Genomic DNA, 25,864 nt, shown 5'->3' on the forward strand with positions numbered 1-25,864 from the left:
GCCGGTCGCGTGGTCGTCGGTCCGGTCGGTCACTGGTCCGCCCCTTCGGTCGGCTCGGTCGCGGCGTCGCTCTCGGTGCTGCTGTCCGGCGTGGCGTCCGCGTCGGCGGCCGGCGCCCCGGTGGGCTCGTACACGAGGACCGCGCGGTTGTCGGGCCGCAGGCGTGCGGCGGCGACGGCGCGCACCTCCTCGGGGGTGATCGCGAGGATGCGGTCCACGGCCGTCAGCGCGAGCTGCGGGTCGCCGAACAGCACCGCGTAGCGGCACAGTTCGTCGGCGCGGCTGCCGACCGTGGCGAGCCGGTCGAGCCACTCGCGCTCCAGCTGCGCCTGGGCGCGCTCCATCTCCTCGGCGGTCGGGCCCTCCTCGGCGAAGCGGGCCAGCTCCTCGTCCACGGCGCGCTCGATGTCGGCGATCTCCGCGTCGCTCGACGCCTTGACGTCCAGCCAGCCCATCGACGGCGCGCCCGCCAGGCGGAGCAGGCCGAAACCCGCGCCGACGGCGGTGCGGTCGCGGCGCACCAGGCGGTTGTGCAGGCGGGACGACTCGCCGCCGCCGAGCGCGGTGAGGGCGAGGTCGGCGGCGTCGGCCTCGCGGGTGCCGTCCTGCGGGAGGCGGTAGGCGGCCATCAGGGCGCGGGAGGGGACGTCCTCGCGCAGCAGCTCGCGCAGCTCGGCGCCGATGACGTCGGGCAGCGTGCCGTCGCGCGGCGGGCGCTTGCCGTCGTGGGCCGGGATGCTGCCGAAGTACTTCTCGATCCAGGCGAGGGTGCGCGCGGAGTCGATGTCGCCGACGACGGACAGCACCGCGTTGTTGGGCGCGTAGTAGGTGCGGAAGAACGCGCGGGCGTCCTCGAGCGAGGCCGCGTCGAGGTCCGCCATCGAGCCGATGGGGGTGTGGTGGTAGGGGTGGCCGTCCGGGAAGACCATGGAGGTCAGGCGCTCGAACGCGGTGCCGTAGGGGACGTTGTCGTAGCGCTGGCGGCGCTCGTTCTTCACGACGTCGCGCTGGTTCTCCATCGACTCGTCGTCGAGCGCCGTCAGCAGGGTGCCCATGCGGTCGGCCTCCAGCCACAGGGCCAGTTCGAGCTCGTGGGCCGGCATGGTCTCGAAGTAGTTGGTGCGCTCGAAGCTGGTCGTGCCGTTCAGGGAGCCGCCGGCGCTCTGGACCAGCTCGAAGTGCCCGTTGCCCGACACCTGCGCGGAGCCCTGGAACATCAGGTGCTCGAAGAGGTGCGCCAGGCCGGTGCGGCCGGCGACCTCGTGGCGGGAGCCGACGTCGTACCAGAGGCAGACGGCCGCGACGGGCGTGAGACGGTCCTCGGAGAGCACCACCCGCAACCCGTTGGCCAGCCTGTGCTCGGTCGCGGTGAGCCCGCCGGCGGTATTCTGCGGGGTGGCCGTGTGGCCCATGGGCATGAGGTCCCTTCTCTCGGACGGTCGGGATGCCCTGTCACCTTATGCAAGGCGGGCCGGGCTGTGCGAAGTTCCGGGTTGTCAGCGGCGCGGTCCACAATGGTCCGCACACGCACCCGTCCACCCGTACGAAGGAGCCAGCGCCGCGATGGCCCGCCGAAGTTCCAAGACCCCGCCGCCGGAGGAGTTCGAGGAGCGCATCCTCGACATCGACGTCGTCGACGAGATGCGGGGCTCCTTCCTGGAGTACGCCTACTCGGTGATCTACTCGCGGGCGCTGCCCGACGCGCGGGACGGGCTGAAGCCGGTGCACCGCCGCATCCTCTACCAGATGCACGACATGGGTCTCCGCCCCGAGCGGGGGTACGTCAAGTGCGCCCGCGTCGTGGGCGAGGTGATGGGCAAGCTGCACCCGCACGGCGACTCGGCCATCTACGACGCGCTGGTGCGGATGGCGCAGCCGTTCTCCATGCGGCTGCCGCTGGTGGACGGGCACGGCAACTTCGGGTCGCTCGGCAACGACGACCCGCCCGCCGCCATGCGCTACACCGAGTGCCGCTCGGCTCCGGCGTCGGGGCTGATGGTCGACTCGATCGACGAGGACACCGTCGACTTCACGGCGAACTACGACGGCAGCGAGCAGGAGCCGCTCGCGCTGCCCGCCGCGTACCCGAACCTGCTGGTGAACGGGTCGAGCGGCATCGCCGTCGGCATGGCCACCAACATGCCGCCGCACAACCTGGTGGAGGTCATCGCCGCGGCGCGGCACCTGATCCGGTACCCGAACGCCGACCTCGACGCGCTGATGCGCCACGTCCCGGGCCCCGACCTGCCCACCGGCGGGCGGATCGCCGGGCTCGACGGCATCCGTGACGCGTACGCGACCGGCCGCGGCGTCTTCCGCATGCGGGCGACGGCGACGGTGGAGAAGGTCACGGCGCGGCGGCAGGGCCTGGTGATCACCGAGCTGCCGTTCACCGTCGGCCCGGAGAAGGTCGTCGCCAAGATCAAAGACCTGGTGAACGCGAAGCGCCTGCAGGGCATCGCGGACGTCAAGGACCTCACCGACCGCGAGCACGGGCTGCGGCTGGTCATCGAGGTGAAGAACGGCTTCAACCCGGAGGCGGTCCTCGCGCAGCTGTACAAGCTGACGCCGATGGAGGAGACCTTCGGCATCAACAACGTCGCGCTCGTCGACGGGCAGCCGCTGACGCTCGGTCTGAAGGAGCTGCTTGAGGTCTACGTCGACCACCGGCTCCAGGTGGTGCGCAGGCGCAGCGAGTTCCGCAGGAGGAAGCGGCGCGACCGGCTGCACCTCGTCGAGGGCCTGCTGGTGGCGCTGCTCGACATCGACGAGGTCATCCGGCTGATCCGCTCCAGCGACAACGCGGCGGCCGCCAAGGACGCGCTGATCGGGCGCTTCGGCCTGTCGGAGATCCAGACGCAGTACATCCTGGACACCCCGCTGCGGCGGCTGACGCGCTTCGACCGCATCGAGCTGGAGTCGGAGCGCGACCGGCTGAACGGCGAGATCGAGGAGCTGACGCGCATCCTGGACTCCGACGCCGAGCTGCGGAAGCTGGTCTCGGGCGAGCTGGCCCAGGTCGCCAAGAAGTACGGCACGCCCCGGCGCACCGTGCTGGCCGAGGCGGACGGCGCGACGGTGGACGCGGTGCCCCTGGAGGTCTCGGACGACCCGTGCCGCGTGCTGCTGTCCTCGACGGGGCTGCTGGCCCGTACGACGGACGCGGGCGAGGGCGGGGAGCCGCGCGCCAAGCGGACGAAGCACGACGTGATCGTCTCCGCCGTGGCGACGACGATCCGGGCCGAGATCGGCGCCGTGACGTCGGAGGGCAGGCTGCTGCGCCTGTCGGTGGTGGACCTGCCGCAGCTCCCGCAGACCCCGGCGATGCCGAACCTGGCGGGCGGCGCGCAGCTGTCGGAGTTCCTGTCGCTGCGGCAGGGCGAGACGGTGGTCTGCCTGACGACGCTGGACGAGTCGTCCCCCGGCCTCGCGCTGGGCACCGAGCAGGGTGTGGTGAAGCGCGTGGTGCCCGACTACCCGGCGAACAAGGAGGAGTTGGAGGTCGTCGCGCTGCGCGAGGGCGACCGGGTCGTGGGCGGCGTCGAGCTGCGGACGGGCGAGGAGGACCTGGTGTTCATCACCAGCGACGCCCAGCTGCTGCGCTTCCAGGCGTCGCAGGTCAGGCCGCAGGGGCGGCAGGCGGGCGGCATGGCGGGCGTGAAGCTGGCGGAGGGCGCGCGGGTGCTGTCGTTCACGGCGGTCGATCCGGCGCGTGACGCGGTGGTGTTCACGGTCGCGGGCGGCAGCGGGACGCTGGACGACTCGCTGGGGTCGGCGAAGCTGACGCCGTTCGACCAGTACCCGCGCAAGGGGCGCGCGACGGGTGGTGTGCGCTGCCAGCGGTTCCTGAAGGGCGAGGACGGACTGACGTTCGCCTGGGCGGGGGCGTCTCCGGCGCGGGCGGCGACGGCGACCGGCGCGCCGGTCGAGCTGCCGGAGCCGGATCCGCGGCGGGACGGTTCGGGCGCGCCGCTCGGCAAGGTCGTCGCGGTGGTCGCGGGCCCGGCCTGATCAGCGGGCCGCCGCCGGCCCGTACGCCGCCGGTCCACCGGGCTCGGCGGCGTACGGGCCGGCGGGGTCGGCCACTTCGAGCGTGCCGGGTTCCGGTTCGTGCTCGGGGTGCTCGACGAAGCGCAGCACCTCACCCATGCCCTCGCGGGCCGCGGCGGGCGTGTCCAGGTCGGCCGCGACGCAGGCGGCGAGCCCGGCCCGCAGGGCGTCGGTGTCGAGCCCCGCGCCGATGAGGACGAGCCGCGTCGCGCCCGTGCCCGCCTGGGGGTGGAAGCGGAGGAACCGGCCGACGGCGTGGACCGCGTACCGCTCGTCCGCCGGGCCGCCGCCGAAGGAGACGAAGCCCTTCATGCGGTAGAGACCGGCGGGCCGGGTGTCGAGGAAGCGCATGAACGCGCCGGGCTCCAGCGGCCCCGGGGTCTCGAACGCCACGCTCTCGTACGCCGTGTGCGCGTGCGCCGCGTGGTCGTCGGCGTCGTCCTCGGCGAGGAGGTCGGCGAACGACAGCTGCCGCGCGCGCGGTTCCCCGGCCCCGGCCGCCGGGTCGAAGAGGAGGCGCGGGTCGATCCGGCCGTGCTCGGCGGCGACGACGGGCGCTCCCCCGCCCGCCTCCCGCAGCGCGGCCAGCAGCCCGTCGCGCCGCGCGGTGTCCACGCGGTCGGTCTTGTTGAGGACGAGCAGGTCGGCGAAGCCGGGGTACGGGGCGCGTTCCGCCTCGGCGGCGTCCACGACGTGCACCAGCCCGCCGTAGACGACACGGGGATGCCCGCTCGCGAGGACCATCCGGACGAGCGCGGCGGGTTCGGCGAGCCCGCTGGCCTCCACGACGACCAGGCCGATCCCGGTGGCCGGGTCGGCGAGCCGCCCGAGCGCCGCGTCGAGGTCCTCGGTGTCCACGGCGCAGCACAGGCAGCCGTTGCCGAACGACGCCATCGCGTCGACCTGCCCGTCGACCAGCAGGGCGTCCACCGGGATGCTGCCGAAGTCGTTGACGACCGCGCCGATGCGCAGGCCCGCGCGATTCCTGAGCAGGTGGTTGAGCAGTGTCGTCTTCCCGCTGCCCAGGTGGCCGGTGAGGACGACGACGGGAACGCGGCTGGTCGGCATGGGTCCTGAGCTTAGTGGTCGGCTCCGGAAGTCCTCCGGGGCTTGACACGGCGGCTGGTTCCGTGACCGAGGTGCGCAGGCGCGCCGGCCTTCCAGCACCACCCGCTGGGCACCGGTGTCCGACAAGGGCGCGAGCTTCGGCTCAGGCCCAGGTGCACCCCTCGGGTTGCACCTCGGCCGTCGAAGTGCAACTCTGGGGTTGCATCCGATGACGACGGTGAAGGAGTCTCTCGTGAGCGAGGACCGGATCGAACGCGAAACCCTGATCGCAGCACCCCTGGAACGGGTCTGGTCGCTGGTGGCCCAACCCGGGTTCTGGGTGGCCGACAAGGCGAGCCTGCCCGGCACCGTGGCTAGGGAAGGCGAGTCGATGACGGCGAGGAACGCCGAACACGGCGACTTCCCGGTGCGCGTGGAGAAGGTCGAGCCGCCCACGTATCTGGCGTACCGCTGGACCAGCGCGTTCCCCGGAGAAGAGCTGCGGGAGGACAACAGCACCCTCGTGGAGTTCACGTTGACTCCGGAAGGCGACCAGACGCGGCTGCGCGTCGTCGAAAGCGGGTTCGCGGCGCTGGCCGGGTCCGAGGAACTGCGCAGTCAGAATCTCAAGGACCACGCCGGAGGCTGGCCCCTGGAGCTCGACGCGCTCAAGACGCGCGCCGAACAGCCCTCCACGTGACGGAAGAGCGTCCCGGCGCCGCCGAGGCCGTCGACAGTGTCCTCGGTGCGCTGGCCGACCCGACGCGACGCCAACTGCTCGATCTGCTCGCCGCACAGGGCGAGGCCACCGCCACGACGCTCGCCGAACGGCTTCCCGTCTCGCGGCAGGCGGTGGTCAAGCACCTCGCCGTCCTGGACGCCGCCGGGCTGGTCTCCGGCGGCCGGGTCGGACGCGAGGTGCGGTACGCGGTGCGGCCCGCGGCGCTGGACGCGACGGCACGGTGGATGGTCTCGCTCGCGGCCTCCTGGGACCGGCGGTTGGCGAACATCAAACGCGTCGCCGAGGCGGCGGAGCGGGATTCGAGTCCGACACGCCCCGAATGAAGGAAGCACCCCATGGATACGACACCACTTCGCCGCGCCTACGACAGGTTGCTCGACGCGGCGGCCATCCCCGACCTCGGCGACGCGGACGACGGAGGATGGAACGCCGACCAGATACTGGCCCATCTCCTCAGCGTCGACGCCTCGATCGCGGCGGTCGCCCTCAGCGTCGTCGCCGGCTCGCGGCCCACCTTCGACAACCGGGTCTCCCTCGACCCCTGGAATCTCGACCGGATCATCACCGAGCACGCAGGCCGGGCGGCCCTGCGTGATCATGTGCGGAGCCAGGCCACCATCCTGTGCGACATCGCCGATCGGCTCGACGAGAAAGCCGCCTCGGTTCCGGTGCCGTCACTCCTCCTGTCCAACGGCGTACTCGTGCTGGACCAGCCGATCCCGCTGGCGGGCCTCATCGATGGCCTCGCCGAGGACCACGTGCCCGTGCACACGCAACAGCTCCTCGATCTTCGCGTCGCCGTCCCCGGGCACGCCTGAGGGCGGCGTCCGAGTCGGACATCGGGCGCCCGGTCCCCCGGTCTTCCCCGGGGACCGACTGCGTGGACCGGGCCGCCCCGCCGCCGTACGGCGCCCTGCGGGCACATGTCGACGCACATCGTCGCGGCAACAGTGCTCCTGCCGGCCACGACCAGCGGTCGAGAGGTGTCCGCCGGGACCGGCGGACGGCCTGGCGCGCGGCTCGCCCTGGGTAAGCGGTGGGGGAACGCCGACCAGGCGCACGGGGCTTCCCCCGTCCTCGGCGCACAGGCGGCACCCCCGGCGGCGTGGGAGGAACGTGTCGCCGGGGGCGCCTCAGGAGTGGGTCAGGAGCGGTAGACCTCGATCTCGCTGAGCTGGCCCGCGGGCCATCCCGTGTTGCCGGTGAACGTGAGCTGGACGTAGCGCACGGACGTGCCGCCCGGCAGGGCCTGCGAGATCTGGTTCCCGCTCGCCGGGTTGAACGTGTAGCCGCGCTGCGTGACCAGGTCGCGCAGGCTGCCGGTGGAGTCGCCGCCGCGTATGGTCACGGTCTGCGTGCGGGTCCCCCAGTCGGCGGACGGGGGCAGCCGCAGCGTGACCCGTCCCACCTGCGTGGACGCGCCGAGGTCGACGGTCAGCGTCTGCGGGAACGCGTTGTTGCGGCTCTCCCAGTACGTCGACGCGTTGCCGTCCACCGCGCGCGAGCCGTCGTACACCTCGGTGTAGCTGCTGACGGTGACCGGGCGGCGCAGCGCGAGGTTGCGGTCCGGGTCCGGCGGCTCGGGCTGCTGGCCCGGCTGCGGCCAGCTGCCGCAGTCGTTCCACGTGCTGCTCCAACCGGAGTTGCCGCCGCCGTCGTTGATCTGGAACGGCGGGATGTTCGTCGGGTACGGGCAGTTGTAGCGGCCCGCGGCTCCGACGCCGGTCGCGGTGACGTTGCGGAACGTCGCCGAGCCGGTCGTCTCCGCCTGCACGACGACGGTGCCGACGTTGCGGACCGTGGCGCCGTCGACCGTCACGTTGCTCGCCCCGAGGCCCTGGCCGCTGCCGGAGACGAACTGGAAGGCGCTGTACGGGCTGTCCTGGATCGTGGTGTTCGTGATCTGGACGCTGGAGGTGACGGCGTGGTTGTAGGCGTCCACGCGGATGGCGGACATCGGGTGGTTCCAGTTGGGGTTCATCGCGCCCGTGCGGACGAGGGTGTTGCCGTCCACGCGGGTCGTCCCCGCCAGGGGGAAGAACGGCTGCAGGAACGCCTGGTTGGAGATGGCGATGCCGCTGCCGAGCGCGTTGGTGTCCTGGATGTGGTTGCCGCGGACGGTGATGTTCTCGCCGCCGTAGATGGCGATGCCGTTGGCGAGGTTGGGCTGGACGACGGTGTTGTTCTCGAACGTCGAGTTGCGGTTGATCGCGGGCAGCGACCACATGGCGAGGGCGTCGTCACCGGTGTTGCGCAGGTAGTTGTTGCGCACGACGATGCCGTTGGCGTTGCCGTTGAGGTTGAGGCCGTCGGCGGCCATGTCGAGGATGCGGTTGTTCTCCACGACGAGGCCGTTGTTGGCGCCGGTCAGCCACAGGCCGACCTTCAGGTGCTGGAGCCACATGCCGGAGACCGACGAGTTGGCGCCGAGCGTGCCGTTGACGAAGTTGTCCGGGTTGCTGTCCACGCGCTCGGTGACATCGCCGATGACGGCGAAGTCGCGGATGTGGACGTTCCCGGGCGAACTGCCCTGGTTGATGAAGCGCGACGAGCGCACCACCGAGTGCCACGCACCGGCGCCGCGCAGGGTGACGTTCTCGACGTAGATCGGCTGCGTCAGCCGGTACGTGCCCGGCGGGATCCACACGGTGCCGCCGCGCCCCTCGGCGACGGCCTGCGTGAACGCCTGCGTCGAGTCGGCCTGGCCGGTCGGGTCGGCGCCCCGGCTCGTGACGCTCAGGGAACCGGCCGGCTGCTGCGCCGCGCCCGCCACCTGCTCGAACGACGCGGTGTCGATGACGTAAGGACCGGCGTTGTCACCCGAGTCGACCTGGACGGTGACGGTCGCGCCCGCGGGCAGGTTCTGGCCCAGGAGCAGCCGGGCGTGCGCGAAGAAGTGGTGCGTGCGCGCGCCCGCGATCCACGGGGCGTCGAAGTAGGAGTAGCGGGAGGTGGTCTGGAGGCGCTGGCTGACGCGCTGGCCGTTGGCGTACACGGACAGGGTGCCGCTGGCGCCGTCGGGGACGTTGTAGGCGACGGTCACGGCGTTGGCCGGGGCCGTGAGGGTGAACTGGACGCGCTGTCCTGACGTGATCCGCACGGCCCGGCGGCCCGACGCCTCGGAGGCGACGGTGCCCTGCGTGTAGTCCGGGCCGACGACCGTGCCCGTGTGGCTGGCGGATTCGGCTTCCTGGGTGGTGAAGGGCAGGCTCGCACCGGCCAGGGGCGAGACGTCCGCCGCCTCGGCGGCCGGCTCCTGTAAGGCGTCGCCGTACGCCGGCGCGGCGATCCCGAGCGTGCTCAGGACGGCCGCGCAGGCGGAGACGGCGAGCGCCGCGCGCAGCCGCTTGCGCGGCCACGCTCGTGTTGCGCCCATGTCGTTCCCTTCTATGGGGGTGGGGGAAGGGCAGGCGCTCCGGCGTCGGAAGGATCAGTTCCGCAGCCAGACCGCCGTGTCCGGCGGCAGCAGACCTCCCTCGTCCAGAGGGTCGCTGCTGAGCAGGACGGCTGTGTGGGCGGGGAGCGGAACGGGCTCCGCCGCCAGGTTGACGGCGCACACCAGGCCGTCGGACCGGGTGAACGCCAGGACGCCCGCCGGTGCTTCGAGCCAGGTCAAGCCCGTGGGGTCGGCGTCGAGCAGCTCGCGGCGCAGGCGCAGCGCGGTCCGGTAGAGGTTGAGCATGGACGCGGGGTCCGCGTCCTGCTGCTCGACGGTGTACGGCGCCCAGTCCGCGGGCTGGGGCAGCCAGGTGTCCGTGCCGCCGAAGCCGTAGGGGGGCTCGGTGCCCTCCCACGGCAGGGGGACGCGGCAGCCGTCGCGGCCCGGGTCGACGCCGCCGGACCGCTCGTGCATCGGGTCGGTGATGCGGTCGCGCGGGATGTCGGCCTCGGGCAGGCCGCGTTCCTCGCCCTGGTAGAGGTAGACGGCGCCGGGCAGGGCGAGCGTCAGCAGGGCGGCGGCGCGGGCGCGGCGGGTGCCGAGCGCGATGTCGCTGGGGGTGCCGAACCGCTTGCTGGCGAAGGAGAAGCCGGTGTCCCCGGCGCGGCCGTAGCGGGTGACGGTGCGGGTGATGTCGTGGTTGCACAGCACCCAGGTCGCGGGCGCGCCGACGTCCGCGTGGGAGGCGAGGGTGGTGTCGATCGACTCGCGCAGCAGCGCCGGGTCCCAGGGGCAGGACATCAGGCTGAAGTTGAACGCGGTGTGCAGCTCGTCGTTGCGCAGGTAGCGGGCGAAGCGCTCGGCGTCCGGCAGCCACAGCTCGCCTATCAGCACGCCGTCGTACTCGTCGGCGATGGCGCGCCAGGACCGGTAGATGTCGTGCAGCTCGTCCCGGTCCACGAAGGGGTGCGGGTCCTTGCCGACCTCGAAGTCCGGCAGGTCCGGGTCCTTGGCCAGCAGGGCAGCCGAGTCGATGCGGACACCCGCCGCGCCGCGGTCGAACCAGAAGCGGAGGATGTCCTCGTGCTCCTGGCGGACCTGCGGGTGGGCCCAGTTGACGTCCGGCTGGCCCGGTGTGAAGAGGTGGAGGTACCAGTCCCCCGGCGTCCCGTCCGCGTCGGTGGTGCGGGTCCACGGGACGCCGCCGAACTCGCCGCGCCAGTTGTTCGGCGGCTCCTCGCCGCCGGGACCGCGCCCCGGGCGGAAGTGGAACAGCTCGCGCTCGGGGCTGCCGGGCGGCGCGGCGAGTGCCGCCTTGAACCACGGATGCTCGTCGGAGATGTGGTTGGGCACGACGTCCACGATCGTGCGCAGGCCGAGCTGGCGCGCCTCGGCGATCAGCTTCTCGGCCTCGGCCAGCGTCCCGAAGGCGGGGTCGATGGCGCGGTAGTCCGCCACGTCGTAGCCGCCGTCCACGAGCGGTGAGACGTACCAGGGCGTGAACCACAGCGCCTCGACGCCGAGCCCGGCCAGGTACGGCAGCCGGGCCCTGACGCCGGCGAGGTCGCCGGTGCCGTCGCCGTCCCCGTCGGCGAAGCTTCGTGGATACACCTGGTAGATGGCGGCGTTCCGCCACCATGCGGTGGGGTTGTGCGGCACGAGAGGTCCTTTCCGGAACTCAGCCCTTGAGGCTGCCCGCGGTGAGGCCGGCGAGAATATGGCGCTGGAAGATCAGGAAGATCACCACGAGGGGAATGCTGGCGAGGACGAGTCCCGCGGTCAGCAGGTTCAGGGACGTGGTGTCGGCGATCCGCTGCAGGTAGACGGTGATGGGCTGTTTGGCCGGGTCGGGCAGCACGACGAGCGGCCAGATGAAGTCACGCCAGAGCGCGGTGATGGACAGGATGGACACCACGGCGACGATCGGGCGGGACAGCGGCAGGATGATGCGGCGGAACGTGGTGAACGCGCTCGCGCCGTCGATGCGCGCGGCGTCGAGCAGTTCGTCCGGTATCTGGTCGAAGAAGTTCTTCAGGACGTAGATGTTGAACGCGTTCGCCGCGGCCGGCAGCCAGACGGCCGCCGGGTTGTTGATCAGGCTGGTCCCGAAGATCGGCAGGTCGGAGACCGTGAGGTAGCTCGGCACGAGCAGGGCCGTCGCGGGCATCATCAGCGTGACGAGCATCAGGCCGAGGATGACGTTGCCGAAGCGCGGGCGCAGCTTGGACAGGGCGTAGGCGGCGGGCAGCTGCACGGCGAGGCTGAGCAGCCAGGCGCCGCCGATGAGGACGAGGGTGTTGCCGAAGTACTTGGCGAGGTCCAGTTCGGTCCAGGCGTCCTCGTAGTTCTGCGGGTGCCACTCCTCGGGTATGTAGGTGGGAGGCGTCCTGGCCAGCTCGGGCGAGCTCTTCATGCCGCCGGTGATCATCCAGTACAGCGGGATGATGAAGGCGACCGTGAACGCGAGCAGGGCGACGGCGAGGACGGACCAGTAGACGATCCTGCCGCGGGTGGTCCGGAGAACCGCGGGCCGCACGAGAGTACGCATGTCGGCTCCCTCAGATCTGCCGGCTGCGGGTGACCCGCAGGTAGGCGGCGGAGAAGACGGCGAGGACCAGCAGGAGCAGGAGGCTCATGGCGCTGGCGGCGCCGAAGTTGTTGTACTGGAAGGCGTAGCGGTAGACGAGGAGCATCACCGTGACGGTGGAGTCCTGCGGACCGCCCCCGGTCATCACGAACGGTTCCGTGAACACCTGCATCGTCGCGATCACCTGCATCAGCAGCAGCATGAGGATGACGAAGCGCGTCTGCGGGATCGTCACGTGCCACAACCGTTTGAAGATGCCCGCGCCGTCCAGTTCCGCCGATTCGTACAGCTCCCCCGGGATGGTCTGGAGCGCGGCGAGGTAGATCAGGGTCGCGCTGCCCATGTTGGCCCAGGTGGAGACGATGACGAGCGAGATCAGGGAGGTGCTCGGGGAGTTGATCCAGTCGGAGGTGGGCAGACCGACGGTGCCGAGCACCTCGTTGATCAGCCCACCTTCCGGCTGGTAGAACCATCGCCACATCAGCGCGACCACGACGGGCGGGAGCATCACCGGCAGGTACACCAGGACGCGGAAGTACGCCCGCGCGTGACGGAACTCGTTGATGAGGACCGCGGTGACGAAGGGGACACCGAATCCGAGGACCAGCGCGTACAGCGAGAAGATGGCGCTGTTGCGCCACGCGGTGGCGAACAGCGGGTCGTCGAAGATGAACTCGAAGTTCTCCAGACCCACCCAGCTGGACCCGCGGACGAAATTCACCTCCTGGAAGCTCAGGACCACGTTGCGGATGGCCGGCCACCAGGCGAAGAAGGCGAAGACGACGAGGGCCGCGCAGAGGAACCCGTAGGCGGTGACGTTCTCCGTCAACCGGCGGCGCGATGCGGGGGCGGCCATGTCAGAGGGCGTCGTAGATCCGGTTGACCGCCGTCTCGGCCTCGTCGAGGAGGGCCCCGATGTCGGCGGACTCGTCGGTCAGCACACCCTGGACGACGTTGTCGAGGAGCGCGTAGACCTCCTGGGCCGACGGCGGCTCGATGCGGCCCGGGATGGTGGGCGCGGCGTCCATGAAGGGGGCGACGTTCTCGATCGGGACGTTGGCGTGCTCTTCCTTCAGCGCCTCGACCGCGTCACGGGTGGCACCCTCGATCCAGATGTCGGGGGTGGGGGGCATCGGCAGGCCGACCGGCTGGTCGTCGTCGAGGCGGTCCTGGATGCGGCGCTCGGTCTCGTCCGGGTTGATGAAGCGCCACTGGAGCCAGGTCAGCGCGGCCTCGATCTGCTCGGGGGACGCCTCGGCGTTGATCATGTAGCCCTCGCCGCCGATCAGGGTGCCCTGACCGCCGGGGATCGGGCCGAGACCCAGGTTCTCGTAGGTGCCCTCGTACTGGCGCACGATGCTGGGGATGTTGTCGGGAGCCGCGACGTACATGCCGAGCTGGCCCGCGCCCATCGAGATCATCAGGTCCTCGCAGGACCGCATCTGGTCGCCGCCCATCGAGTCGTCCTCCCAGCGCATGGCCTGGAGGTTCTCGAGGAGCGCGGTCGTCTCCGGGGTGTTGAACGCGGCCTGCCAGCTGTCGCCCTCCTGCGTGGCGACCTCGCCGCCCGTGGAGTAGATCTCGCTGGTGAGGTGCCAGCCACCGGTGTTCTCGATGGCGCACTCGCCGTATCCGGTGACGCCGCCGCCCAGTTCGGAGATGGCGGCGGAGGCCTCGCGGACCTCCTCCCAGGTGGTGGGGGGCGCGTTCGGGTCGAGACCCGCCTGCTCGAAGAGGTCGCGGTTGTAGAGGAGGCCCATGGAGTAGTTGGCGGTGGGTATGCCGTACTGGCGGCCTTCCGCGTCCTGGAAGACCTCGTTCAGCTCGGGCTTGACCTGGTCGAGGTATTCGACGTCGCCGAGGTAGTCGGTGATGTCGGCGGCGTAACCCTGCTCGATCAGACGGGCCGGGTCGGTGAAGTAGACATAGAAGACGTCCTCCAGCTCGCCGCTGGCGATTTTGGTGTTGAACGTCTCGGGCTCCATGAAGCCCTCATGGGGGACGATGTCGATATCGGGGTGGGCGTCCTCGAAGGCGGCGACCTCCGCCTCGAAGATGGCGAGCTCCCGTGCGTCGGTGCCGGGAGGCTGGCCGTTGATGTCGAGCTGGATTCTGCCGTCCTCGCTCTCACCGCTGTCGTCGTCCGAGGAACAGGCGGCGAGCGTGAGAGCGAGAACGGCCGTGGTGGCGAGAGCGACGCGGCGACGGTTCGCGCTGCGTGTCATGGATGACCCCTTCGTCAGCATGGCCTGGAGTGGCGCACACTCAACCACCGGGATCACCGATGCGCAAGATCCTGCGTGTAGATTGAAAAATATCGACGCCGAGTTGTCACCTGGGGCAGGAGGAGACGTGTCACTTGACGAGGGCGGGACCCGTTGATTCCCGTACGACCAGTTCGGGCTCGAACAGCAGCTCGTCCCGCGGCACATCGCGCCCGCCGAACTGCGCCACCAGCACCTCCACCGCCGCCCTGCCCATGGCCTCGATGGGCTGGCGCACCGTGCTGAGCGGCGGAGAAGTGCTGGTCATCAGGGCGGAGTCGTCGAAACCGACCACCGAGAGGTCGTCGGGCACGGACAGCCCGCGCCGCCGCGCCGCACGCACCGCGCCCAGGGCGATGACGTCGCTGGCGCAGATGACGCCGGTGACCCCGCGTTCCAGCAGCGTGGTCGTCGCCGCCTGCCCCCCTTCCAGCGTGTACATGGCCCGCGCCACGCGCTCCTCCGGCAGTTCGGTGCCGGCCGCGGCCGCCGCCGCGCGCGCCGCCGCGAGCTTGCGCTGGGAGGGGATGTGGTCCTCGGGGCCGAGGACGATCCCGATGCGTTCGTGCCCCAGGGAGACGAGGTGCCGCCACGCCTGCTCGACGGCCACCGCGTCGTCGCACGAGACCCGGGGGAAGGGCAGCCCCGGCACCGACGCGTTGATCAGCACGACCGGCAGCCGCCGTTCGGCGAGCAGCCGGTAGTGGTCGTGCGACGCGTTGGCCTGGGCATAGAGGCCGCCGGCGAAGACGACGCCGGACACCTGCTGCTGGAGCAGGAGGTCCACGTAGTCCGTCTCCTTGATGCCGCCGGGCGTCTGGGTGCACAGCACGGGGACGAGCCCCCGCTGCGCCAGCACGCCGCCCAGGACCTCCGCGAAGGCGGGGAAGATGGGATTCTGCAGTTCCGGGAGCACGAGACCGACCAGCCGGCCGCGTTCGCCCCGCAGTTGGGTCGGCCGCTCGTACCCCAGCACGTCGAGCGCGGTGAGCACCGCCTGCCGGGTGGCCTCCGAGACGCCGGGCTTGCCGTTCAGGACCCGGCTGACGGTGGCTTCGCTGACCCCCACCTTTTGCGCTACTTGGGCAAGTCGTCGTGTCATGGCTGCAACTCTAACGCAATTAACGCAAGTGAATTGCGTGAGTCGTCCAGGAACGCCCCTGCCCCGGCGGGCCGTTCCACACTCCGGGACCGGCGTCCCCGGGCATCACCGATCGCACGGTGAAGGCGGGCCGCGGAAGCCCGCCGACCCGCCCTGCGCCCGGGGCGCCCCCCGTCAGGTGTCGATCCGCGAGCGGTCCAGCGTGGCCGCCGAGCTGGCGATGAACTCCCGGCGCGGCGCCACCTCGTTCCCCATCAGCAGGCTGAACGCCTCCTCGGCCGCCTCCAGGTCGCTGATGTTGATCCGGCGCAGGGTCCGCCGGCGCGGGTCCATCGTGGTCTCCGCCAGCTGGTCCGCGTCCATCTCGCCGAGCCCCTTATAGCGCTGGATGGAGTCCTTGTACCGCACACCGCGCCGTTCGAGGTCGAGCAGCGTGTCCCGCAGCTCGGCGTCCGAATAGGTGTAGACGTACTTGTCCTGCCCCTTCCGCGGATTGCTCAGCTCGATCCGGTGCAGCGGCGGCACGGCCGAGAAGACCCGGCCCTGCTCGACCATCGGCCGCATGTAGCGCTGGAAGAGGGTCAGCAGCAGGCAGCGGATGTGCGCGCCGTCCACGTCGGCGTCCGCCAGGAAGATGACCCGGCCGTACCGCGCCTGGTCGATGTCGAACGTCCGCCCCGACCCGGCCCCTATCACCTGGATGATGGCGCCGCACTCCGCGTTCTTCAGCATGTCGGACACGGAGGACTTCTGGACGTTGAGGATCTTGCCGCGGATGGGCAGCAGGGCCTGGAACTCGGAGTTCCGCGCCAGCTTGGCCGTGCCGAGCGCGCTGTCGCCCTCGACGATGAACAGCTCGCTGCGGTCCACGTCGTCGCTGCGGCAGTCCGCCAGCTTCGCGGGCAGCGCGGACGACTCCAGGGCCGTCTTGCGGCGCTGCGCCTCCTTGTGCTGCCGGGCGGCGATGCGGGTGCGCGCCGAGGCCACCGCCTTCTCCAGCACGGCGCGCGCCTGCTGCTTCGCGTCCCGCTTGGTGGAGGTGAGGAACGCCTTCAGCTCCTTGGAGACGACCTGCGCGACGATCCGCGACGCGGCCGACGTCCCCAGGACCTCCTTCGTCTGCCCCTCGAACTGCGGCTCGGCCAGCCGGACGGTCACCACCGCCGTGAGGCCCTCCAGGGCGTCGTCCTTGACGATGTCGTCCTCGGCCACGCGCAGCAGCTTGGCGGCGCGCAGCACCTCGTTCATGGTCCTGGTGACGGCACGCTCGAAGCCCGTGACGTGGGTGCCGCCCTTGGGGGTGGCGATGATGTTGACGAAGGACTTGAGCGTCGTGTCGTAGCCGGTGCCCCAGCGCAGGGCGATGTCCACGTCGAGGTCGCGCTTCACCTCCGTCGGGATCATGTGGCCGCGGTCGTCGAGGACGGGGACGGTCTCCTTGAAGGTGCCCTGCCCGCTCAGCCGCAGCACGTCGCAGACCGGGCGGTCGGGCGCGAGGAACTCGCAGAACTCGCTGATGCCCCCGTCGTAGCGGAAGACCTCCTCGGTCGGCTCGGCGCCGTCCAGTCCCCGTTCGTCACGCACGGTGAGGGTGAGGCCGGGGACGAGGAACGCCGTCTGCCGCGCGCGGGCGTACAGCGTGTCGAGCGAGAGCCGGGCGTCCCGCAGGAAGATCTGCCGGTCGGCCCAGTAGCGGACCCGGGTGCCGGTGCGCGTCTTCGGGAGCTTCCGGCCCGCGACGAGGCCGCCCTTCGGTTCGAACGGGGCGTCCGCGCCGATCCGCGCGAAGACGCCGGGGGTGCCGCGGCGGAAGCTGATCGCGTGCGTGCGCCCGGCGCGGTCCACCTCCACGTCCAGGCGGGCCGAGAGCGCGTTCACGACGGACGCGCCGACGCCGTGCAGGCCGCCGGAGGCCGCGTACGAGCCGCCGCCGAACTTGCCGCCCGCGTGGAGCTTGGTCATGACGACCTCGACGCCGGACAGGCCGGTCTTCGGCTCGATGTCCACCGGGATGCCGCGCCCGTTGTCCCTGACCTCCACGGAGCCGTCGCCGTGGAGGAGGACGTCGATCGTGTCGCAGTGGCCGCCGAGGGCCTCGTCCACGGCGTTGTCGATGATCTCCCAGAGGCAGTGCATGAGCCCGCGGCTGTCGGTGGACCCGATGTACATACCGGGCCGCTTGCGCACCGCCTCCAGGCCCTCCAGGACGAGCAGGTGCCGCGCGGTGTAGTTACCGTCTGTGTCGGGCCCGTTCAGCAGTGCAGTGGATGGCACGGACGTGTCGGCGGTCACGCAGTTCGCTCCTCGCTGAATCCAAATCGGGTGGCAGTCGCCGCTCAGAGGGTACCGAGGCCTTGTAGAGCGGTTGTGCGGCTCCCCGGGAAGATCCAGGGTAGCCGAGCGTCGCTCACGCGTTCGATAACTCGTCCGGGTGACGTGTACATCACGTTCCCAACGAGGCATGAACCCTTTAGGCTCCGGGCACGTCCTTCTGAACGAAGGAGCGGCCCCGGGACCCCGAGGCAGCCGGAACAACCACCACTCGACATGCGTTAACGAAGCACCATCCGCTACTACGGCTCATTCGCCGCCACCGGGCAGCGTCCGGCCCTCGGGGGAGAGCTTTTTTCCTGGGAAAGCCGCGAGCGGGAACGTTCTCGGCCTGGTTGGATGTTGTCCCTGGTACGACAGCTCGTCGAGCTAGAGAAGAGGCGACGTGACTACTGTTCTGACCCCCGCGACCCCGCTGACGGCTGGGGACCGCTGCGATCGCTGTGGTGCCCAGGCGTACCTCCGCGTGGTCCTCACCACCGGCGGAGAGCTGCTCTTCTGCGCCCACCACGGGCGCAAGTTCGAGCCGGAGCTCAAGAAGATCGCCGCGGAAATACAGGACGAGACGGAGAAGCTCACCGCGACTCCCGCTACCGCGAACGACGACGAACGTTGATCCGCTGACGTCTCGCGTCACCCATCCGACGGGCTGTATCCGGTTGATCCGGACGGGGTCGGTCACTCGTGGCGCTGACCATGGGTGACCGATCACCGCGATCCCGTCACCGACTTCCGGGCCTCCCAGCCCCCGACCGCATCACCGTCACGCACGGCAGCGTCGCGTGCGCCCCCGATCACGGGTGGCTCGGCTGATCCAGCCCGCCGTCCTCCGCCGGGAGCATGCCCTCCCGTCCCGAGGCTCCGGCGCCCACGAGCGCTCCCCCGGTCCTCTCCGGGCTCCTTTGGCCCCCAGGCCGCCCCAGACGCGCAGACACGCACTGAGGGCCCTCCACGAGCCACGCCCGGCCGCGCAGCCGTCCCTCGCGCCCCCGCGTACGCGCTCCCGCCGGTCAGGCCGCCCACCACCGGCCACCGTCACTCCCGGGCCGCCTTCGATGACCCACCGCCATCGCGGCGCCCCACCGGACACCGCAGAGACCGGACACCGCGCAGACATCACACGAACGGCCGGTACCCCGTACGGGGTACCGGCCGTTTCACCGTGCTGATCCGGGTCAGTGCCGATCGGTACCGACCCCTCCTGATCAGTCGAGGTAGTCGCGCAGGACCTGCGAGCGGGACGGGTGACGCAGCTTGGACATGGTCTTCGACTCGATCTGCCGGATGCGCTCACGCGTCACGCCGTAGACCTTGCCGATCTCGTCCAGCGTCTTCGGCTGGCCGTCCGTGAGGCCGAAGCGCATGGAGACCACGCCGGCCTCCCGCTCGCTGAGGGTGTCCAGGACGGAGTGCAGCTGCTCCTGGAGGAGCGTGAAGCTGACCGCGTCGGCCGGGACCACGGCCTCGGAGTCCTCGATGAGGTCACCGAACTCGCTGTCGCCGTCCTCGCCCAGCGGGGTGTGCAGGGAGATCGGCTCGCGGCCGTACTTCTGGACCTCGACGACCTTCTCGGGCGTCATGTCCAGTTCCTTGGCCAGCTCCTCCGGGGTGGGCTCGCGACCCAGATCCTGGAGCATCTGGCGCTGGACGCGGGCGAGCTTGTTGATCACCTCGACCATGTGCACCGGGATGCGGATGGTGCGCGCCTGGTCGGCCATGGCGCGGGTGATCGCCTGCCGGATCCACCACGTGGCGTAGGTGGAGAACTTGTAGCCCTTGGTGTAGTCGAACTTCTCGACCGCGCGGATCAGGCCGAGGTTGCCTTCCTGGATGAGGTCGAGGAAGAGCATGCCGCGGCCGGTGTAGCGCTTGGCCAGCGAGACGACGAGGCGGAGGTTCGCCTCCAGCAGGTGGTTCTTCGCCCGGCGGCCGTCCTCGGAGATGATCTCCAGCTCGCGGCGGAGCTTGGGGGCGATCTTGTCGGAGCCCGCCAGCTTGTCCTCGGCGAACAGGCCCGCCTCGATGCGCTTGGCCAGCTCGACCTCCTGCTCGGCGTTGAGCAGCGGGACCTTGCCGATCTGCTTGAGGTAGTCCTTGACCGGGTCGGCGGTGGCACCGGCGGCCGCGACCTGCTGCGCGGGGGCGTCGTCCTCGTCCTCGTCGGACAGGACGAAGCCCTCGTTCTCGGTCTTCGCCCCCGGGCCCTCGCCCGGCGCACCGGCGCGGACCGCGGTCTCGGTCGGCTCCTCCAGGGTCTCCTCATCACCCTCGAGGAACTCGTCGACGATCTCCTTCTTGCCCGCGTCGTCCTTGCCCGCGGCCGTCTTCTTGGCCGGGGCGGCCTTCTTCGCGGTGGTCTTGCGCGCCGCGGCCTTCTTGGCGGGGGCCGCCTTCTTCGCGGCGGTCTTCTTCGCGGTGGCGGTCTTCTGGGAGACGGAGCCGCCCTCGATCACGGCGCCCCCGTCCGCGGTGGCGGGTGCCTCGGGCCTGGCCACGGCGGTGGCCTTCTTCGCCGGGGCGGTCTTGGCCGCGACGGTCTTGGTCGCGGTGCGCTTGGCCGTCGTCTTCGCGGCGACACTCTTCCGGGTGCGCTTGGGCGCCTCGGCGGCACTCACCATCAGCGTCACGCCCTCCTCGTCGAGGATCTGGTTGAGGCTGCGCAGTACGTTCTTCCACTGGGTTGACGGGATCTGGTCAGCTTCGAAGGCCCGGCGCACATCGTCGCCGGCGATCTGCCCCTCAGCCTTTCCCCGTTCGATGAGCGCCATCACAGAATTGGACTCGGCGATCTCCGCGGGGAGAGTACGGGAAGTGCTGGCCGACACGAACAACCTCTCGGAAACTCTGGGAACGGCTTAAGGCCCGCTCGATGGAAGCGGAACCGTGACCGCCGGCGAGGGTGCGCCGACGGCTTCGGCAGGCGTGGGGCCGGATCGCTCCGGCCGCCGCGGCCACCTCTTGGGACATCGCACTGCTCCCCGAAGCGTTACGCAGCTTTCGCGTGGCGCGAGTCACACCGCCACCCTCGACTGTAACGGGCCGGTGCAAACGCGCCGCCGGAGTCCGGTGAGGGCCGGCCCCGACGACGCACCGTGACGCCGGGTGCCGCGCTCCCCGGCCGGTGTCCCCGTCAGTGCTCGCGCGGGGCGGGCACGACGTGGTCGGCACCGGCGGCGGGCTGCCCCGGCGCCGTGGGCGCGGGCACCTCGTGGGACGCGGTGAGCAGCTGGCGCATGGCGTTCTCGGCGGCGTTCGCCTCCCCGGCCGCGACGGCCTCCAGGATGCGCTGGTGCATGGTGACGGACGCCTCGGACGGCTGTTCGCAGCCGGACGCGACGCCGCCGGAGACCTGGAGGGCGGCGGCGACGATGCCCGAGAGGTGTTCCAGCATCCGGTTGCCCGCGGCCTGGAGGAGCAGCGCGTGGAACTCGGCGTCGGCGCGGGAGAAGGTGAGGGCGTCGCCCTGGCCGAGGGCGTGCGTCATGATCTCGACCATGTCGCCGAGGCGCTGGCGCACCTCCTCCCGCGCGTCACCGGTGGCGAGGCGGGCGGCGAGCGGCTCGATGGTGAGGCGCAGCTCGCCCAGCTCGCGGCGCTGGTCGTCCCGCTGGGGGCCGAAGGCGCGCCATTCGATGATGTCGGGGTCGAGCAGGTTCCAGTCGCCGACGGGGCGGACGCGGGTGCCGACGTTGGGCCGGGCGCTGACGAGGCCCTTGGCCTCCAGGACGCGGAGGGACTCCCGGACGACGGTGCGGGAGACCTCGAACCGCTGGCCGATCTCCTCGGGGACGAGGGGCCGGTCGGCGCCGAGGTCGCCGGAGACGATCATCTGGCCGAGCTGCTGGACGAGTTGGCCGTGCAGGCCGCGGCCCCGGCTGCCGGCGGCGCGGCGGCCGATGCGGCCCATGTCGGGGTCGGCGCCGTCCCAGGCGAGGGCGTTGGTGGTGCGGGCGGCGCCGCTTGACTCCGCGTAGGAGTAGCGGTCGAGGTCTCCCGAGCCGGTGGCGCCGGAGTCGGCCGAGCGGGAGGTGGTCATCATCGAGTGCGCAAGGGTAGTCACGCCTCCTTTGTCGGCGGCGTCCGTTGGCACCTTGAGGTCTTTGGTGAAAAGCACACGAAAGGGTGATCGGCGACTCCCGCATAATTGACGTCTAACCGGAAGGAAATGGACTTCCCGCGCGCATCGCGGACAATCAGCGGGAAGTTGGGGGCCGCGGCCCGGTCACGGGCCGTCCGTGTGCGGCGCCGACTGGGCGGTCAGCGAAGGCTGTTGCGCAGGCTGATCAGGGCGTATCCGCCGAGCATGACGGTGAGGGAGAGGGCGAGTGCCCAGCCGATCGGCTGGGATGCGAGATGCGCGGAAGCGGACAGCCAGCGATCGACTCCGGAAGGGAACGGAAGTGTGGTGAGGGCCTGGAAGCGGCCGGGCAGCCCGCTCAGCGAGGCACCCGCCGGGCTGTCGAGCAGCGCGCGGAGTCCTGGGGCGGCCGCGAGCGGCACGGCGGCGACCGCCGCCAGGCCGGCGAGCGTGGAGCGGAAGATCCCGGCGGCCAGCACACCGGCCCAGGCGCAGCCGACGGTGAGCAGGGCGATGCTCTCGACGGCGGCGGTCCACGCCTCGGCGCCGGGGGCGCGGTGGGCGAGCGCGAGGTGGAGGGTCGCGGAGTTGGCGGCGACCGCCGCGCAGCACAGCAGGAGGGCGGCGCAGCCCGCGACGGCGAGCTTGCCCGTGAGGAGTGAGAGCCGCCGGGCGACGGGCACGGTGGCGGGCGCGAGCGCGGGGTAGCGGAATTCCTGGCCGAACGCCAGGGCGCCCAGCAGGCCCGCCGCCATGGCGACGGGAGGCAGCGGGAGGGGTTCGGCCCAGCCGGTGAGCGCGCGTTCCACGGGCTGGGTGCCGGACACCGCGAGGCAGAGCGCGGTGACGAGCCCGGCGACAAGGGCGGTGGCCATGATCCACCAGCCGGAGTGGAGCCCTGCCCAGCGGCGCAGTTCGTAGCGGAGCGGCCAAGTGGGGCCTGGGGGCGAGAGGGTGAGGAGCCTGGGCAGTGGGGCGACGGTGGCGGTGTCCTGCTGACCGGCGTTGTCGGGGTCGGCCTCGGGTGCGGCGCCGGGAGCCGGGTCGAGCGGCGGGGCGACCGGGAGGGTCAGGGTCTGTGCCGGGGACGGCTCGCCCGCGGGCGGGGCGGCGGGGAGCGCGCGGCGGAGCACGGCCTGTCTCCGGGCGGCCTCGGGGGTCCGCCCGTCGGCACGGTCGAGGGGGGCGGCCGCGCGGCGGTCGCCGGAGTCGCCGATCTCGTCGGCGAGTTGGTGCATCACGATGTGATGGCGGTAGGCGACCTCGCCGATGACCGCGCGGCTGCTGCCGTAGACGGAGATGCGGGTGCCGGACTCGCGTACGACCTCGGGCGGTCCGTCGGGTCCCGGTTCGGCGGTCCTGAACTCCTGGGCGAGGGCGGCGGCGAGGCGCTCGGCGTGCGGGGTGTGGACGGCGACGCGGGGGCGGAGCCGGGTGCGCGCGAAGTCCTGGACGGCCTGGTCGGCGACGAGGCGGCCGGAGTCGAGGGTGACGACGCGGTCCGCGAACCGCGCGGTCTCCTCCGCGTCGCGCGCCGTGACCAGGACGGCGCCGCCCTGGTCGGCGTATCCGCGCAGGAGTCCGCGCATCCAGGCGGTCTCGCGGGGCGAGAGGCCGTGGGACGGTTCGTCGAGGACCAGGGTGTGCGGGTCGCCGAGCAGGGCGGTCGCGAGTCCGAGGCGGCGGTCCATGCCCCGCGAGAAGCGGCCGAGGCGCTGCCCCGCGAGCCCGCTGAGCCCGACGACGTCGAGGACTTCCCCGGCGCGGGCGGCCGGGACCCCGGCGGCGGCGGCCAGCATGCGGAGGTGGCCGAGCGCGGTGCGGCGGGGGTGGCCGGGGACGTCGCCGAGGAGCGTGCCGATCTCCCGTGCGGGGTGCGGGATCTGGACGAGGCCGCGGCCCCGGAAGAGGGCGACCCCGCGCCCCGGCGTCAGGTGGAGCATGAGCCGCAGGGCGGTGGACTTGCCGGAACCCGACGGCCCGAGCAGCGCCGTGACGTCGCCGGGACGTGCCTCGAACGTGAGGTCGTCGACGGCCGGTGGCCTACCGCGCCGGGACAGACTGGTGAGTCCGATGGCCTGGATCATCGATTCTCCCGTTGAGCGCGCACGTGAGGCACCTTAACGGGATGAAAGGGATTTTCCGGGCGACGCGCGGGGGTTAGCGCCCCGCGCGTCCGGGCCTCACACCTCGGGTCTGAGCATGGGCGGGTTGAGCACCGTGGCGCCGCCCGCCCTGAACAGCTGGGCGGGGCGGCCGCCCTGCCGGGTCGTCGTCCCGCCGACCGGCACGAGGAAGCCGGGCGTGCCGGTCACCTTGCGGTGGAAGTTGCGCGGATCGAGCACGACGCCCCACACCGCCTCGTACACACGGCGCAGCTCCCCGACGGTGAACTCCGGCGGGCAGAACGCGGCGGCGAGGGACGAGTATTCGATCTTCGAACGCGCGCGCTCCACCCCGTCGGCGAGGATGCGCCCGTGGTCGAAGGCCAGCCTCACTCCGGCGGGCGGCCCACTGGTGCCGTCCTCGCCCCGCCCGCCGCTTCCGTCACCGGTCCCGGACTCGACGGAGACGGCGGAGTCGGCGGGAGCGCCAGCGGTGTCCGCGGACGGGGCCGCCGCGTCCCCTGCGCCGCGTGCGCCGCCCTCGTCCAGCAGGGCGCCGACAGGCGTCCACTGGGCCCCGCCCGCGTCGCCTCCGGGGGTGGGTGCGGGCAGGTCGGGTGCCAGCACCAGGTGGGCGACGCTGACCACGCGCATCCTCGGGTCCCGGTCGGGATCGCCGTAGGTGGCGAGCTGTTCGAGGTGGGCCGCCGAGTGGCCGCTGCCCGGCTCGTTCGTCCGCAGGCCCGTCTCCTCGGCCAGTTCACGTGCCGCGGCCGTGGCCAGGTCCTCGTCCGTGCGGACGAATCCGCCCGGCAGTGCCCACTGCCCCCGGTAGGGCTCCTCCCCACGGCGCACGGTGAGCGCGCACAAGGCGTGCCTGCGGACGGTGAGCACGACCAGATCGACGGTGACGGCGAACGGCGGGAAGTCCGACGGGTCGTAGGGCATGCCGTGATCATAGGGCGCCCGAACCCCCTCCCCGCCGCCTGCGATCGGCCCGCTGCTGCCTCATCGAGCGGCGCAACGGCTCCGGGTCGACACCCTCGTTGCACGCCTGGTGGAGCAGCCGGGCGAAGACGTAGTCGGGGTCGGCCCGGAGGGCGCGGCCGAGCGCCACACGCGCGCCGATCCCGTCGCCGGTGGACCAGGCGACCCACCCGGCCAGGGTCAGCGGCGCCGCGGCGTGGCCCGCGTACGCGGCGACGCACCGCCTGGCGAGCGCGGACCACAGGCGCAGCGCGGGCGGGCCGTCGCCGCCCTCCATCCACTCCGCCGCCCGGTCCCGGGCGATCCGGTCCTGGAGGCCGATCACCAGGCGGGCCGCCTCGGCGGAGGTGATCAGTGCGTCGTCCCCCTTGTCGGCCGCCGGTGGACCGCCCTCTCCCCGGTCGGCCGTCCGCCGGAGCCGGAGGAGCAGCCGCTCCGCGAGGCCGAGCGTCTCCTCGCGCACCGCCTCGACGTCCGCCGGGGCGCCGAGCATCCTGGGGAGGAGCGCGCGGGCCGCGTCGTCGAACGCGCGCAGCTGGGGCGGGACGGCGCGGCCCTCGGCCGGCAGGAGGCGCTGCTCGATCTCGCGGAGCGAGCCGCGCCGGGGGATCCCGGCATACGCCGAGGCCGCCGCCATCGGTGAGGTGCCCTCGGCGGGCAGCTCACCGCCGTCCTCCGGGCAGCAGCGGTCGGTCCCGGTGCAGCAGTAGGACCAGAAGCGGCCGTCCGCCATGTAGAGCGCCTCGTGCACGGGGATGTCCAGGGAACCGCAGGCCGTCCTGAGGCGCTGGGCGAGCGGCCGGAGCCGTTCCATGCAGGAACGGGCGTCGGTGCCGGACGGCGGTTCCTGGCACAGGTAGGCGACGGCGGCGTCGGGGCGGACCCCGCGTCGCGCGCTGTTCTCGGCCAGGGAGGCCGCCATCTGGTCGGCGGCCTCCGTCCAGCAGGCGGGGTCGGCGGGAATGCCCGTCCTGACCCGCCCGCCCACGCGGCCGCGCGGCCCGTGGAGCCCGATGAGCACGATGGAGTCGTCGGGGCGGAAGCCGAGGAGGTGGGGCAGGGCGTCGGCCAGGTCGGCCGGTCCGCGGAGTGTGACGCCGCCTTCCCCGGTGGCGGTCGGACCGGATGTCGCATCGCTGTGTCGAGTCATGCCGAGGAGCTTGCGGCAGACACGGGCGCGGGCGTCGGCCGT

The 25,864-nt window shown here is 71.8% G+C and carries 19 protein-coding genes; 5 read left to right on the plus strand and 14 right to left on the minus strand.

Features of this window, described 5'->3' with window-relative positions; all coding sequences use genetic code 11:
• Positions 1-29 precede the first annotated feature (29 nt).
• Positions 30-1,412: a pitrilysin family protein gene (locus tag ACIBPC_RS17565; RefSeq protein WP_362960652.1), complete on the minus strand. Its 1,383-nt coding sequence runs from the start codon at positions 1,410-1,412 to the stop codon at positions 30-32.
• Between the two features lie 151 nt (positions 1,413-1,563).
• Here ACIBPC_RS17565 and ACIBPC_RS17570 point away from each other — a divergent pair, with 151 nt between their 5' ends.
• Positions 1,564-4,011 (plus strand): DNA topoisomerase (ATP-hydrolyzing) subunit A, encoded by a 2,448-nt coding sequence (locus ACIBPC_RS17570; protein WP_398845469.1) that lies wholly within the window; start codon positions 1,564-1,566, stop codon positions 4,009-4,011.
• Here ACIBPC_RS17570 and ACIBPC_RS17575 read toward each other — a convergent pair whose 3' ends face one another.
• Positions 4,012-5,118 (minus strand): CobW family GTP-binding protein, encoded by a 1,107-nt coding sequence (locus ACIBPC_RS17575; RefSeq protein ID WP_398845471.1) that lies wholly within the window; start codon positions 5,116-5,118, stop codon positions 4,012-4,014. It abuts the gene before it with no gap.
• A gap of 232 nt (positions 5,119-5,350) precedes the next feature.
• On the opposite strand from ACIBPC_RS17575, the gene ACIBPC_RS17580 reads away from it, so the two are divergent.
• From ACIBPC_RS17580 to ACIBPC_RS17590, 3 genes are read left to right on the plus strand one after another with little or no spacing between them, the layout of a single operon-like run.
• Positions 5,351-5,797 (plus strand): SRPBCC domain-containing protein, encoded by a 447-nt coding sequence (locus ACIBPC_RS17580; protein WP_398845474.1) that lies wholly within the window; start codon positions 5,351-5,353, stop codon positions 5,795-5,797.
• On the plus strand, positions 5,794-6,162 hold the full coding sequence (locus ACIBPC_RS17585; RefSeq protein ID WP_398845476.1) for an ArsR/SmtB family transcription factor: 369 nt from the start codon (positions 5,794-5,796) through the stop codon (positions 6,160-6,162). The genes ACIBPC_RS17580 and ACIBPC_RS17585 overlap by 4 nt, the downstream gene beginning before the upstream one ends.
• 12 nt (positions 6,163-6,174) lie before the next feature.
• A complete protein-coding gene (locus ACIBPC_RS17590; protein ID WP_398845477.1) occupies positions 6,175-6,657 on the plus strand; it encodes a hypothetical protein in 483 nt (160 codons plus the stop codon).
• A 326-nt stretch (positions 6,658-6,983) separates the two neighbouring features.
• Here ACIBPC_RS17590 and ACIBPC_RS17595 read toward each other — a convergent pair whose 3' ends face one another.
• The 7 genes from ACIBPC_RS17595 to ACIBPC_RS17625 form a co-directional block, all read right to left on the minus strand.
• Positions 6,984-9,215, minus strand: a complete 2,232-nt coding sequence (locus ACIBPC_RS17595; RefSeq protein WP_398845480.1) for a glycosyl hydrolase family 28-related protein — start codon at positions 9,213-9,215, stop codon at positions 6,984-6,986.
• A gap of 54 nt (positions 9,216-9,269) precedes the next feature.
• The gene (locus ACIBPC_RS17600; protein WP_398845483.1) at positions 9,270-10,877 is read right to left on the minus strand and encodes a glycoside hydrolase family 13 protein; all 1,608 of its coding nucleotides are present in this window, start codon (positions 10,875-10,877) and stop codon (positions 9,270-9,272) included.
• A gap of 19 nt (positions 10,878-10,896) precedes the next feature.
• Complete coding sequence (locus ACIBPC_RS17605) at positions 10,897-11,766, minus strand: carbohydrate ABC transporter permease (protein WP_362960506.1); 870 nt, start codon at positions 11,764-11,766, stop codon at positions 10,897-10,899.
• A 10-nt stretch (positions 11,767-11,776) separates the two neighbouring features.
• Positions 11,777-12,661, minus strand: a complete 885-nt coding sequence (locus ACIBPC_RS17610) for a sugar ABC transporter permease (protein ID WP_362960509.1) — start codon at positions 12,659-12,661, stop codon at positions 11,777-11,779.
• Between the two features lies 1 nt (position 12,662).
• The gene (locus ACIBPC_RS17615; protein ID WP_398845487.1) at positions 12,663-14,030 is read right to left on the minus strand and encodes an ABC transporter substrate-binding protein; all 1,368 of its coding nucleotides are present in this window, start codon (positions 14,028-14,030) and stop codon (positions 12,663-12,665) included.
• A 130-nt stretch (positions 14,031-14,160) separates the two neighbouring features.
• On the minus strand, positions 14,161-15,171 hold the full coding sequence (locus ACIBPC_RS17620) for a LacI family DNA-binding transcriptional regulator (protein ID WP_362960515.1): 1,011 nt from the start codon (positions 15,169-15,171) through the stop codon (positions 14,161-14,163).
• A 174-nt stretch (positions 15,172-15,345) separates the two neighbouring features.
• Positions 15,346-17,463 (minus strand): type IIA DNA topoisomerase subunit B, encoded by a 2,118-nt coding sequence (locus tag ACIBPC_RS17625; RefSeq protein ID WP_398845489.1) that lies wholly within the window; start codon positions 17,461-17,463, stop codon positions 15,346-15,348.
• A 424-nt stretch (positions 17,464-17,887) separates the two neighbouring features.
• Here ACIBPC_RS17625 and ACIBPC_RS17630 point away from each other — a divergent pair, with 424 nt between their 5' ends.
• On the plus strand, positions 17,888-18,118 hold the full coding sequence (locus tag ACIBPC_RS17630) for a hypothetical protein (protein ID WP_362960520.1): 231 nt from the start codon (positions 17,888-17,890) through the stop codon (positions 18,116-18,118).
• 589 nt (positions 18,119-18,707) lie between these two features.
• Here ACIBPC_RS17630 and ACIBPC_RS17635 read toward each other — a convergent pair.
• The 5 genes from ACIBPC_RS17635 to ACIBPC_RS17655 all read right to left on the minus strand — a co-directional run bounded on the left by ACIBPC_RS17635 (position 18,708) and on the right by ACIBPC_RS17655 (position 25,822).
• On the minus strand, positions 18,708-20,333 hold the full coding sequence (locus tag ACIBPC_RS17635) for an RNA polymerase sigma factor (protein WP_362960523.1): 1,626 nt from the start codon (positions 20,331-20,333) through the stop codon (positions 18,708-18,710).
• A gap of 299 nt (positions 20,334-20,632) precedes the next feature.
• Positions 20,633-21,616 (minus strand): FCD domain-containing protein, encoded by a 984-nt coding sequence (locus ACIBPC_RS17640; RefSeq protein ID WP_362960526.1) that lies wholly within the window; start codon positions 21,614-21,616, stop codon positions 20,633-20,635.
• 143 nt (positions 21,617-21,759) lie between these two features.
• On the minus strand, positions 21,760-23,667 hold the full coding sequence (locus ACIBPC_RS17645) for an ATP-binding cassette domain-containing protein (RefSeq protein WP_398845492.1): 1,908 nt from the start codon (positions 23,665-23,667) through the stop codon (positions 21,760-21,762).
• Positions 23,668-23,763: 96 nt separating this feature from the next.
• A complete protein-coding gene (locus tag ACIBPC_RS17650) occupies positions 23,764-24,633 on the minus strand; it encodes an NUDIX domain-containing protein (RefSeq protein WP_398845494.1) in 870 nt (289 codons plus the stop codon).
• A gap of 7 nt (positions 24,634-24,640) precedes the next feature.
• Complete coding sequence (locus ACIBPC_RS17655; RefSeq protein WP_398845496.1) at positions 24,641-25,822, minus strand: DUF4192 domain-containing protein; 1,182 nt, start codon at positions 25,820-25,822, stop codon at positions 24,641-24,643.
• Positions 25,823-25,864 lie beyond the last annotated feature (42 nt).

It is taken from the genome of Streptomyces sp. NPDC049879 (assembly GCF_044461265.1).
Classification (GTDB): Bacteria; Actinomycetota; Actinomycetes; order Streptomycetales; family Streptomycetaceae; genus Streptomyces.